12 protein-coding genes are annotated in these 12025 nt (G+C 65.3%); 2 read left to right on the forward strand and 10 right to left on the reverse strand.

What is annotated here, in order from left to right:
• From phoU to VML93_RS26630, 5 genes are all read right to left on the reverse strand, one after another.
• Positions 1 to 561: phosphate signaling complex protein PhoU (gene phoU, locus VML93_RS26610; RefSeq protein ID WP_325615257.1), on the reverse strand; the 561-nt coding region annotated here is incomplete at its 3' end.
• Positions 562 to 618: 57 nt separating this feature from the next.
• Positions 619 to 2805 carry an LCP family protein gene (locus tag VML93_RS26615; protein ID WP_325615258.1) on the reverse strand — a complete coding sequence of 729 codons (2187 nt, stop codon included), beginning with the start codon at positions 2803 to 2805 and terminating at the stop codon, positions 619 to 621.
• Positions 2806 to 3002: 197 nt separating this feature from the next.
• A complete protein-coding gene (gene dusB, locus VML93_RS26620) occupies positions 3003 to 4136 on the reverse strand; it encodes a tRNA dihydrouridine synthase DusB (protein WP_325615259.1) in 1134 nt (377 codons plus the stop codon).
• Positions 4137 to 4142: 6 nt separating this feature from the next.
• The gene (locus VML93_RS26625; RefSeq protein ID WP_325615260.1) at positions 4143 to 5165 is read right to left on the reverse strand and encodes an acyl-ACP desaturase; all 1023 of its coding nucleotides are present in this window, start codon (positions 5163 to 5165) and stop codon (positions 4143 to 4145) included.
• 144 nt (positions 5166 to 5309) lie between these two features.
• Positions 5310 to 5951 carry a TetR/AcrR family transcriptional regulator gene (locus VML93_RS26630; RefSeq protein WP_325615261.1) on the reverse strand — a complete coding sequence of 214 codons (642 nt, stop codon included), beginning with the start codon at positions 5949 to 5951 and terminating at the stop codon, positions 5310 to 5312.
• 71 nt (positions 5952 to 6022) lie between these two features.
• Between VML93_RS26630 and VML93_RS26635 the strand changes: the two genes are divergently transcribed.
• Positions 6023 to 7078, forward strand: coding sequence for an oxygenase MpaB family protein (locus VML93_RS26635; RefSeq protein ID WP_325615262.1), 1056 nt, complete (start codon positions 6023 to 6025; stop codon positions 7076 to 7078).
• A 37-nt stretch (positions 7079 to 7115) separates the two neighbouring features.
• On the opposite strand, the gene VML93_RS26640 is transcribed toward VML93_RS26635, so the two are convergent.
• The 3 genes from VML93_RS26640 to VML93_RS26650 are packed head-to-tail and all read right to left on the reverse strand — an operon-like array spanning position 7116 to position 8260.
• Positions 7116 to 7319, reverse strand: a complete 204-nt coding sequence (locus VML93_RS26640; protein WP_325615268.1) for a zinc transporter Slc39a7 — start codon at positions 7317 to 7319, stop codon at positions 7116 to 7118.
• A 29-nt stretch (positions 7320 to 7348) separates the two neighbouring features.
• Positions 7349 to 7723, reverse strand: a complete 375-nt coding sequence (locus VML93_RS26645) for a metalloregulator ArsR/SmtB family transcription factor (protein ID WP_325615263.1) — start codon at positions 7721 to 7723, stop codon at positions 7349 to 7351.
• Positions 7724 to 7759: 36 nt separating this feature from the next.
• Entirely contained in the window at positions 7760 to 8260 is a 501-nt protein-coding gene (locus VML93_RS26650; protein ID WP_325615264.1) for a nucleoside deaminase, read from the reverse strand.
• Between the two features lie 103 nt (positions 8261 to 8363).
• Between VML93_RS26650 and VML93_RS26655 the strand changes: the two genes are divergently transcribed.
• Positions 8364 to 9260, forward strand: a complete 897-nt coding sequence (locus VML93_RS26655; protein WP_325615265.1) for a class I SAM-dependent methyltransferase — start codon at positions 8364 to 8366, stop codon at positions 9258 to 9260.
• A 13-nt stretch (positions 9261 to 9273) separates the two neighbouring features.
• On the opposite strand, the gene VML93_RS26660 is transcribed toward VML93_RS26655, so the two are convergent.
• Positions 9274 to 10086, reverse strand: coding sequence for a TIGR04255 family protein (locus VML93_RS26660; RefSeq protein ID WP_325615266.1), 813 nt, complete (start codon positions 10084 to 10086; stop codon positions 9274 to 9276).
• Positions 10087 to 10129: 43 nt separating this feature from the next.
• Positions 10130 to 12025, reverse strand: a 1896-nt coding sequence (locus VML93_RS26665; RefSeq protein WP_325615267.1) for a serine/threonine-protein kinase, incomplete at its 5' end; no start/stop codon positions are given.

The raw sequence follows: 12025 nt of genomic DNA on the forward strand, positions 1-12025 counted from the left end.
GCCCAGCAGCGTCACGTCGACTGCGGCCGCCACACCGTGCCGCCATTCGCGGTCCATCAGCACGCTGAACAAGTGGCGGTGCAGATCGTCCATCGCGTCGTCTTCTTCGCGGATCCGGGCGGCTTTTTCCGGGTCGCGCGACAACACCACCTCTTGCGCGCTGTTGCCTAATTCGACTGCGACCCTGCCCATTTCGGCGAAATACCCGTTGACCTCCTCGGGCAACGCGTGCTGGGGATGACGCCGGCGGGCGATCTTGGCGACGTGCAGGGCCAGGGCGCCCATCCGGTCGATGTCGGCGACCATCTGGATGGCGCTGACGATCGACCTGAGGTCACCGGCGACCGGCGCCTGTAGGGCGAGCAGGACGAAAGCGCTTTCCTCGGCACGGGAACTCAGCGTCGCGATCTTCTCGTGGTCGGAGATCACTTGTTCGGCCAGCACCAAATCGGCCTGCAGCAAGGCCTGGGTCGCGCGCTCCATGGCCATCCCGGCCAGGCCGCACATCTCGCCGAGCCGCTCGGACAAATCCGAGAGTTGCTCATGGTAGGCGGTCCGCATGTGACCAAGCCTACGTTCTCGCCATCCGAAAGGGCTGTCTAGCGCAGGGCGAAACGCCTACTCGCAGGTGGTGTCGGCCGCGTTGGTGACGGCAAGGTCGCCGGGCAGCTTCGTCGGTGGGCTGCCGGTGTTGCGCTCGACCTGCATGGTGACCGACGAGCCGGTGGGCGGGGGAGCGCTTACCGAGCTGAAGTCCGGGCCGAGCACTACCTGAATGACCTGCCCAATGCCGGTGACTCGCTGAACCTTTGCATTGGCGAACGCCGAAGCCACTGTGGCGGCAGCCTGTTCGTTGCCCGGCGAGAAGAAGACCGTGGTGGCCCGCAACGAACTCGGATAGTCGTCGGGTGTCATTACGTTGAAGCCGTTGCGCTTGAGCTGGGTGGTGGCGACGCTGGCCAGCCCGGCCTGGGGGGTCGAGTTGGAGACCTGGACGGTGACCTCTCGCGGCGAGGTTGTCATGACCTGCTCACGGTGACCTTCGGGGGCCGCGGACGGTGGCGGCGGCGCGCTCTTGGTGTTGGGCGCGGTCGTCGGCCCCGAACTTGCGCCAGTCCCCAGACGCTGCGCGTTGTGATCGTTTTCCAGCGGCAGCGGATCGTCGTTGATGATGGCCGCGAACAGCGCCTTCATATCGGCCGTGCGCGGCGGCTCGTCACCGTTCTGGTCGGTCACGCCGGTGGGCACCGTCACGAACGTCACGTGCCCCGCCGCGATGTGCTGCAGCGATTGACCCAGCTGGACCAGGTCTTTGGTCTTGACGTTGTCGACGTAGGCGTTGTTGATGAAGATGTTGACGACGTTGTTGAGCTTGTTGAGATTGAGCAGCGTGTCCTCGGAGATCAGCGCTCGCAACAGCGATGACACGAACAACTGCTGGCGTTTGATGCGGCCGTAGTCACCGTTGCTTTCCGTGGTGACCTGGCGGGCGCGCACGTAGCTCAGTGCGGTGGGGCCGTTGATGGTCTGGCGTCCGGCGTGATCGAGCACCGTGCCCAATTCGTAGTCCTTCAGCGGGGTGGTGGTGCACACCTCCACGCCGCCGAGGGCTTCGACCATGCGCGCGAAACCGGCGAAATCGATGGCGATGAACCGGTTGATGCTCAAGCCCGACAGTTTCTGGATTTCCTTCACCAGGCATTTCGGGCCGCCGAAGGAGAACGTCGAGTTGAGCTTCGTCTCGGTGTACACGACGCGGGGGCCCATCTTGCCGGTCTTCGGGTCGAGGATGGGTCCGTACTTGCCGTTGTCGGGGTTCCAGGCTTCGCACTGCATCGGGGTGATCGCCAGGTCACGGGGGAACGAAACCACCACCACCCGTTTGCGGTTCGCCGGGATGTTCACCAGCATCACGGTGTCCGACCGCGCGCCCCCGGCGTCCTCGGTGTCGCCCGCACCCATGTTGGCGTTCTCCCCGGAGCGCGAGTCCATGCCGACGATCAGGAAGTTCTCGTCGCCGTATTGCCCGCCGGGGTCGACGATGTCGCTTGACCCCGGGTCGAGCGCACTGATGGATTTGAGGCGGTCGTTCTTCGAGTTGCTCCAGTGCCAGGCCCCACCGGTCATCGCCAGGGCCAGCGCCGCAAACACTGCCGCCAGCGAGCGCCCGGCCACCAGCACCGGACGCAGGGACCTGCGCTTCTTCGCGCCGGCGGTCGGCTGAGCAGCCTTCGAAGGTGATGTTCGGGCGACCCTCTTGCGTGCGACCCGGCGCGAGGGTTCGGAACTTTCGGCGGCGCGCTCGGATTCGGGTTCGACGTCGTCGTCCTCGAGCGGGTAGTTGGCCGTCCCGAGGTCGGGAAGTTCCGAGGCGAGTTGCAGCGAGCACGCCGGGGTGTCGATGACCTGGGTGTCCTGCAGTCCGTACGGGTCGAGGCGGGTGTCAGGGGATTCGGCGTCTGGCGCGACGTGATGGTGGCTGGGCCGGCCGGGGGTTGGGGCGCCGATTTTGGCGATCAGGTCGGCGACACTGATTGCGCCGTTGGTGTGAGAGGCGACCTGTTGCGGTGTCCGGGGCTCTACCCGCGGCTCTTTGCGTGGCTGGGCGGGTCTTTCCGTGTCGTCCTCGATCGGCGACTCGGCCTGCCACAGGTGGGCGCCGTTGTCGGGTTCCGGTGCAGAGAACCGCTCCCACGGCGCGGCGGCTAGCGTTCGCTGCGGGTTTGGGGTATTCCGTTGGTCATTGCGATGGGCGCCGGATGTGCTGCGAGGGCCAGGAGTGGCGTCGTGCTTGCCGTCACCCATGTCCTAACCGGCCTCCGAAACGTTGATGCGGACGTCGTGGTGCAGTTCGCTCAAAAAACCTGTGTCAGCGAGGTGCCCGCCTATAAGCCCACTGGGTCAGCGGCGGGTACCCGTACTACCGCAACCAAAACGCAATGCAGCAAGGCTCACATCGTACTGAGTTATCGGTCCAGACGCGATTTCGAGAGTGTTTCGAATCAACCACCGGAGTGCATGACGTCCGCGCCGGCCGGCACCGTGCAGTCGTCGGGGTCGTTCAGCCAGCCCTCGGGCAGCGCCACGCGGGCCGGTGAACCCTGCCGGCCGCGGGGCCCGCTCGCGGCGTCCGGGAACGGGATACCGCCGTCCAGGCGGTTCAGCAGGCGGTCGAGTTCGTCGAACGTCTCGACCAGCGCCAATTCCTGCCGCAACTCCGATCCGGCCGGGAAGCCGTGCAGGTACCAGGCGATGTGCTTGCGGATATCGCGCATGCCCTTGTCTTCGCCGGAATGCTCGGACAGCAGCCTGCCGTGTCGGCGGATGATATCGGCGACCTCGCCGAGCGTCGGCGCAGTGGGTGGCGGGCTCCCGGTGAACGCTGCAGACAACTCGGCGAACAGCCAAGGACGGCCCAGACAGCCGCGTCCGATCACAACTCCGTCGCATCCGGTGGCGGCCATCATGGTCAGCGCATCGCTGGCGTCGTAGATATCCCCGTTGCCGAGTACCGGAATCGTCCGGACCTGCTGCTTGAGCGCGGCGATCTGTGCCCAATCGGCGGTGCCGGAGTAGCGCTGCGCAGCGGTGCGGGCGTGCAGCGCCACCGCGGCGGCGCCTTCGGCTTCGGCGATGCGCCCGGCGTCGAGGTGGGTGTGGTGGTCGTCGTCGATGCCGATGCGGAACTTGACCGTCACCGGCACGTCGGTGCCTTCGGTGGCGCGCACCGCCGCGGCGACGATCTGGCCGAACAGCCGCCGCTTGAACGGCAGTGCCGCCCCGCCGCCGCGCTTGGTCACCTTGGGCACCGGGCAACCGAAATTCATGTCGATGTGATCGGCCAGGCGCTCGTGGGCGACCATCCTGGCGGCGGCGTACGTGGTCGCCGGGTCGACGGCATAGAGCTGCAACGATCGCGGCGACTCGTCGGGCGAGAACGCGATCATGTGCATGGTGACCGGGTGCCGCTCGACAAGCGCACGCGCGGTCACCATCTCGCAGACATACAGTCCGCTGACCGTGCCGACCTTCGACTGTTCCAACTCACGGCACAGGGTGCGGAATGCAACGTTGGTCACGCCTGCCATCGGGGCCAGCACCACCGGGCTGGCGAGCGTGACGGGGCCGATGCGCACCGCGCGCTATCGCCGGCTCATCGTCAGTTTGCCCGCGGTCTTGTGCAGTTCGAATGCGGTGGTCCTCTTGCCGGTGCGGGCTTCCCGGTCCAATTGACGCTGCTTGGACACCTCGAACTTGTCGCAGGACGCCTCGAGCTCCTTGATCAGCACTCCCAGGTCGTCCCGCAGCGCGGCGGCTTCACCGGTGAAGTCCTCACGCTCGAAGATGCGCCATTTCTTCAGCACCGGCATCACGACCTCTTCGAGGTGGATGCGGGGGTCGTACACGCCACCGACGGCGATGACGACCGCCTTGCGGCGGAACTCGGGCACCTGGAAGCCGGGCATCTGGAAGTTGCGCAGGATCTTGTGCAGCGACTTCATCGCCTGGTTGGGGGCGGCCTCGAACCCGGCCTCGCTGACGTCGCGGTAGAAGATCATGTGCAGGTTTTCGTCTGCCGAGATCTTGGCCAGCAGCTGGTCGGCGATCGTCTCGTTGCAGGCTTTACCGGTGTTGCGGTGCGAAATCCGGGTCGCCAGCTCCTGGAACGTGACGTAGATGACCGAGTCGAACAGGCTCTCGGCGAACAGGTCGTCCCGAACCTGGTGGTTCTGGCCCGGGCTGAAGCCCCGGTTCACCACCTCCATACGCAGCCTTTCCAATTCGACCGGGTCGACGGCGCGGGTCACTACCAGGTAGTCGCGCAGCGCGATCCCGTGCCGGTTCTCTTCGGCGGTCCACCGGTTGACCCACTGGCCCCAGGGGCCGTCCAGGCCGAAGTTCATCGCGATCTCGCGGTGATAAGACGGCAGATTGTCCTCGGTCATCAGGTTCTGCACCATCGCCACCTGGGCGAGCTCGGAGAGCTTGCTCTGCTCGGGGTCCCAATCCTGGCCGCCGAGCGCGTAGAAGTTCTTGCCGTCCGACCAGGGGATATAGTCGTGCGGGTTCCAGTTCTTGTGCATGCTCTCGTGCCGGTTCAGGTACTTCTCGACGACCGGCTCAAGTTCTTGCAACAGCTGTAGGTTTGTCAGCTCGGCTGACATACGTCCTCCAGTTATCTGTATCTATTGGTAGCAGTCAATATATCTGTGTACCCCAGTAGCATCAAGTTTGCCGGCCCGCGTGGCGTGGTTTACGGACACTGGTGTGCCGGCCCCTGACCGACCGGGTACCCCGCCGACGGGGACCTAGTCGTGGCGCGCAGGCTGCACCGAAGGATCGGATTCCTGCAGCTCACGCCGCGGAACATAGGCAGCGGCCGTGGTGAGCAGCATGTCGACGCAATAGTCGATGAAGCGTTCGCGGGTGACCCCCAGCTGTCCGTTCAGGTACGCGGTGAACAGACCTGTCAGGCCGCCGATCAAGCTGGTGGCGACCAATTTCTGCAGCGCCGGGTCGCCGATCCGGGACAGCTTGCGCTGCAGCAGCTCGATGAAGTTGGGCATCCATTCGGCACCGGACCGGGTGAGTACCGGTTCCACCGCCGGTGCCAGCAGCAGCACGCGCCCGCGCACCGGATCGTCGACCATCAGCGCGACGAATTGCTCGACGGCTTCCCGCGGGGTCTTCGCCGAGATCAGCGTCTCCATCGCGCGTGCGCACACGTCGTCGTAGACAGCGCGGACGAATTCGTCACGGTCGGAGAAGCACTCGTAGAAGTAGCGTTCGGTCAGCGCGGCGTTGCGGCATACCGCGCGGACGGTCAGCGCGGGACCGCCGTCGCCGCCGAGCAACAGCACGCCGGCGGCCACGAGGTCGTCTCGGCGGACGGCGTGGCGACTCTCGAGTGGCACGCCGGACCAACGGCGTCGTCGTTGACCGGACTGCACATCGCTCCTAAGCTACAAAAAGTGAGAACGCATGTAGTCAGAATTACTGACAGCTACGGGGACTCGAACCAGTGACTCAAGATATGTCCGCAGGCTGCCCGCTGACCAGCACTAAGGCTAGCGGCGTCCGGCCACTGGTCGCCGGGGAAGCGCCTTATTCGTCCAGCGAAACGGCGGCAGGCTGCCCGGTGTCGCCGTCGGGCTACGACGCTCCGCCGGCGCCGCTCGGCCCGGATTCCCTGACCTGGCGGTACTTCGGTGAGTGGCGCGGCGTGCTGCAGGGGCCATGGGCGGGATCCATGCAGAATATGCACCCGCAGCTGGGTGCGGCCGTGATGGATCACTCGACGTTCTTCCGGGAGCGCTGGCCGCGGCTGATGCGGTCGCTGTATCCGATCGGCGGGGTTGTTTTCGACGGCGACCGCGCCCCGGTTACCGGCGCCGAGGTACGTGACTACCACGTCGACATCAAAGGCGCCGACGAACAGGGCCGCCGCTATCACGCATTAAATCCCGACGTTTTTTATTGGGCGCACGCGACCTTCTTTGTCGGCACGATCCATGTGGCCGAACGGTTTGGCGGCGGCTTGACCGAAGAACAGAAGCGTCAGCTGTTCGACGAACACCTCCAGTGGTACCGGATGTACGGCATGAGCATGCGGCCGGTACCGGCGTCCTGGGAGGAGTTCCAGGTCTACTGGGATCACATGTGCCGCAACGTGCTGGAGAACAATTTCGCCGCGCGCGCTGTGCTCGACCTGACCGAGCTGCCCAAACCTCCGTTCGCCCAACGGGTTCCGGACTGGGTGTGGAAGGCGCAGCGCAAGCTGTTGGCTCCGCTCATGGTCTGGGTGACCGTTGGCCTCTACGATCCGTCGGTTCGCGAACTGATGGGCTATACGTGGTCGAGCCGCGACGAATGGCTGCACCGGCGCTTCGGCAACATCGTTCGGCTGATCTTCGCCTTCGTTCCGCGCCGCTATCACAAGCACCCGCGCGCCCGAGCCGGCTTAGACCGCGCCTCCGGGCGCATCCCGGGCGACACGCCGCTGGTGCAGACGCCCGCGCGCAACCTGCCGCCGCTGGACGAACGCGACAACCCGATGCACTACTGCCCCCAGGTCTGAGCCGAATTCAGTTCGCGCCCAGCCACATAGCGCGACGCTAGGCGTGCGAGTGGCCGTGGAGGTCTTCGAGGCCCGATTGATGCACGTGCTCGTGAGTGTGCTCAGTGCCGTCGTCGTGGGTGTGCGGGTGCTCGTGCTCGACATGGTCGTGCTCATGCGTGGTGTGCGCGTGTGAGTGGGCCTCGTCGCCGTGGTGGTGTTCGTGCGCGTGCGGCGCGTCGTGGGTGTGCTCGGTCATGATTTCTCCTTGGTTGCGAAATATGTTGGTCTCTAATTGGTTTCGTTAATTGCCTTCAGCCCGCCGTCGGCGCGGTGATGCCGGGGAACGCCCGGACCGGCGTGCTCGGCGTTGAAGACGGCGTCGGTCACGAGCTGGCGGACATGGTCGTTCTCCAGGCTGTAGAAAATGGTGGTGCCCTCGCGGCGGGTGCGCACCAGTCGTGCCATCCGCAGCTTCGCGAGGTGCTGGGAGACCGACGGCGCCGGCTTGCCGACGTGCTCGGCGAGTTCGTTGACCGACATCTCGCGGTTGGTCAGCGACCACAACACCTGCACGCGGGTGGTGTCGGCGAGCATGCGGAACACCTCGACCACCAGACCGGCCTGGTCGTCGGGCAAGCGATCTTCATTACTATCTGCATGCATACGCAGATACTAGCTAAAGATCCGCGCCGGTGCCAGTCAGCCGGGCGGGACCACGGTGGACTTGCGTTCGCCGCCGTTGCGCTCGTTCCAGAGCCGGTAGACGTCCACCGCGGCGTGGCGGGGATGGTAGCGCATGGGCAGGCGGCGCTGGTCCCAGCTCTTGGCGTACTCGTCGTAGAACGTGGCGACCTCGAAGTATTTGCGATCGTCGAGGTAGTACTGCTCGTAGGAGTCGCGCATGACCAGGAAGATGACTTCCTTGGGCGAGCAGTAGTAGAGCGAGCCCAGGCACATCGGGCACGGATGAGCCATCGCGTAGATCGTGGCGTCGACGAGGTGTTCGGTGCCCAGCTTGGTGCACGCCTCTCGGATGGCGAGGATCTCGGCGTGGGCGGTCGGATCGTGGGTCTGGGCCACTTTGTTGGCGCTCTCGGCGAGGACTTCGCCGTCTCTGACAATCACCGTCGCGAACGGGCGACCGCCCTCGGCGACGTTCTGGCGAGCAAGGTCGATGGTCCGCTGGGCAAAGTCCGTCACGGGTCCTCCCGGCGCGTGAAGTGGATACCTCGGAGCGTAGTCCGAACGGCGTGGTATTAACTAGGTTGTCTATCTTGTTCGGGCTCGAAGCGAGGGAGCACCCATGGCGCGCACCGATCGTGACCGCTGGGATCTCGCGACGAGCGTCGGGGCGACCGCGACGATGGTCGCCGCACAGCGGGCACTGGCCACCGACCACGCCTTCATCGACGACCCGTACGCTGCACCGCTGGTGCGCGCCGTCGGCTTGGACGTGTACACCCGGCTGGTCAACGGCCAGATTCCGCGCGACGAGGACTCCGAGTTCGACCCGGACCGGATGGCCCGTGGGATGGCGTCCCGGACGCGGTTCTACGACCAGCATTTCCTCGACGCGGCGCGCAGTGGCATCGGCCAGGTGGTGATCCTCGCGTCGGGCCTGGACGCCCGCGCCTACCGGCTGCCGTGGCCGCAGGGCACCGTCGTCTACGAGGTCGACCTGCCCGAAGTGATCGAGTTCAAGACGCTGACACTAGGTGATCTCGGCGCTGAGACGACGGCCGAGCGACGAACGGTGGCCATCGATTTGCGCGACGACTGGGCCACGGCGCTGCGCTCGGCGGGATTCGATCCGCAGGTGCCGTCGGTGTGGAGCGCCGAAGGGCTGCTGGTCTACCTTCCCGAAGACGCCCAGGACGCGTTGTTCGACAACATCACCGCACTGAGCGCGCCCGGCAGCCGGCTTGCGTTCGATTTCGTGCCCGATACCACGGTTTTCACGCAGGACCTGTGGCGCGACCACCACGACCGGATGGCCGAACTCGGGTTCGAAGTCGACTTCAACGAACTCGTTTACCACGGCCATCGCGGCCACATCATCGAGTATTTGCACCAGCGCGGGTGGCAGACGTCGTCGCGCACGACGGCAGAGTTGCACGCGGCCAACGGCTTTGTTTATCCCGACGACGGGATCGCGTCAGCCTTCGCCGACCAGACCTATAGCACCGCGGTGCTCGCCTGATCGGCTGACCGGGCTACTGCCGTAGCAGGTCGTCTTTCAGCCGGCTGGTGATCATCTCCTGGAACACGCTGCGAGCCGGAACGTACAAATCCTGAACGGTGGTGACCAACGTATCTCTGTTGAATTCGGGAATCCCGCTGGTAGGAGCCCAGAAGCTGTCGATATCCATGTGGAAATACGGTCCCGGCTGTACCGGCGTCGGCCGGCGCAGGTGGTAATTGGGATCGAGCGCCTGACCGACACCTGGGCCGTAGCGCACGATGAGCGCTTTACCGGGTTCGGGGTCGCGGAAGACTGCGGCGCCCTGCCACTCGGTGAGGTGCATCCCGGACGGAGCTATGGCCTGCGGTCCGAGCAGCGACTCGTTGATCCAGTTGCTCCATGAGATGCGACCATCCACGCCCAAGGGCACCCGGATCTCGAGTACATAACGCAATCCGATGCGTTCCATCCCGACGAGAGACGAGACGTCGGCACGAGCATCCACAACCTGCATTGCCACGTCGAGGAACGCCTCGAAGCTGCTGTAGGCGGTGGTCTCGACGACGATCGCCTGGCTTTTCAGGGACGCCGCAACCGTGTTGTCGCGGTTGACGTAGCGGATGAAGCGCTCCGCGGTTGGCTGCGGGGCCGCGCCCGGCGCCGCCATTCCCCAATTCATGTCCTGGGCCGCGCGCTCGATCGGCAATTGATCGACCAGTCGTCGCTTGAGTTCGGAGCGGGTCGACTCGGTCAACGAATCCGTTGCTGGGTGACGGATTTCCATCGTGACCAGGGCGATGGGCGCGGTTGGGTTTACCTCATCGGGATTCATCCCGGGAAGCATAGCCAAGCAGTCGGGCGATCAGACGGCGGCCCACGTGAACGGCTTACTCGCTGTTGACCAGAATTGCGTATGCCGCAGCGACACGCTGGCGGGCGTCTTTTTCCTCATTGCTCCAAACCCCGGTGACGTACCGCCCGCGTGGCACCAAGCAGACGAAGCGGCTGTTCGCGTCGTCGGCGTACAGCGCTTCTTTGTGTTCGTAGCATCGGGCATTCGGGACCCCTTCGGGCGCTGCCACGTCGTGCTCGATGACATCCCGCCCTGCTTCCAGCGACTTGGTCAGATAGGCCGCCGCGGCGGCTTGGTCCTTGGCACGCAACAGTTGACTGTCAGGGCTGAAGGAACACCGGTCTATGCCGGCCTGTTGGAACAGCCCGTTCTTATTGTCTCCGGGGTCCGCGCACAGGATGGCCGCGCGCGGACCAATGCTGCCGAAATTCAACGATATTTTCGGCTGGTCTCCCGCAACGAAAGTGCGACTGAGCATGTTATCCGGATCGCGCGGTAGCGTATTGAGCGTGGCTTCGGGAGCTGGCAGGAGCTTTTTCATGAGCGGTACCGACAGGTCCAGGGCCCGTTGTATCCGCTTTAGCAAATAGTCCAGATTGGGCGTGTTGTCGCTGCGAACACCGATGGAGGCGACCACCCTGCCCACAGCCATGGTCGCCGCGACCGACGGGGATGCGGGCCGATAATGCGCGTGGGCCTCTGGATATCCGGGGACGTTAGCCGCCTTGTTCTCGTTGTTGACCGCGGAGTCGACGGAGTCCATTTCCATGGCGGCCTGCGTCGCTGAGACGTCGTTGGGGAAGCTCGTCACCATGATCCTCAGCAGGTCTGCGGGGGTATTGCCGCGGGAGAAGTCAAGGATGCGGACGGACAGGCCCGTAACGAGATAGCCGCTGATCATGTTGTACTTTTCCAACACCGGTTGCACGAGCGGGGTCCCGGTTCCGGCGAGCGTCGTGGCGGCCGTCTTTGCATCCACCACCGCGTTTCCGTAGGTGTGCTCGAGTATGGGGTCGACTTCGTAGGGATTTGCGATGCCCTCAGCGAGGCGAAATCCCTCGAGGAACCCGCCCTCCTCCCTGGTCGCCTGGCCCGACAGCGGCCGCGGCTTGGTGCCGTAATGCCCGACGTCGAGTTTGCTCAGATCTTCGGTGTTCGAGGATTTGTTGCCGGTCAGCTTCCAGATCGCGAGTCCGGCCGCCAGGGCGACGACCACCAGAACTGCCGCCGCGATCAGGATCCACCGGACCGCCTTGCCGCGGCTCGGTGCGGCTTGCGGCTGTGGCCACGGGGCGCCCGTCTGCGGGCCGACCGGTCCGGTCGGTGGACCGGGCTGGGGGCCGACCGGCCCGGTGGGTGGGCCGGTCGGTGGGCCGCCGGGGCCGCTGGTCGGAGCGTACTGGGTGGCGTCAGCGGGGGCCGGTGCCCAGTTTGGTGGCGGCGTGTGCTGCACGGGGGGCGTCTGCATGGGAGCGGCCTGGGTGGGCGGAATATTGATGGGCAACGTAAAGGTGGCTGTCGCGGAACCCAACGACTCAACGGCCGCCTCCGCCGCCCGGGCAAACTCACCGCTCGACGCGTATCGATCTTCGGGCTTTTTGGCCATGCCGCGGGAGATGACGTCGTCGAGTTCGGGGGGTAGCCCGACTTGCATGCTGGCGCGGGGCGGGGGTTGGGTCAGGTGGGAGGCGACCAGGGTGGCGCGGTCCCCGGTGAATGGTGGTGTGCCGGTGAGGGCTTCAAAGAGCACGCAGGCCAGTGCGTAGGTGTCGGCGCTGGGGGTGACTTTGGTTTCGTCGCCGGTGAATCGTTCGGGCGCCATGTAGGTCCAGGTGCCCAGCGTGTCGCCGGCCTGGGTGAGTTTCTGTTCGGTGGCCGCGTTGGCGATGCCGAAATCGCACAGGTAGGCGAAGTCGTCGGCGGTGATCAA

Source organism: Mycobacterium sp. (genome assembly GCF_035499775.1).
Taxonomy (GTDB): Bacteria; Actinomycetota; Actinomycetes; order Mycobacteriales; family Mycobacteriaceae; genus Mycobacterium.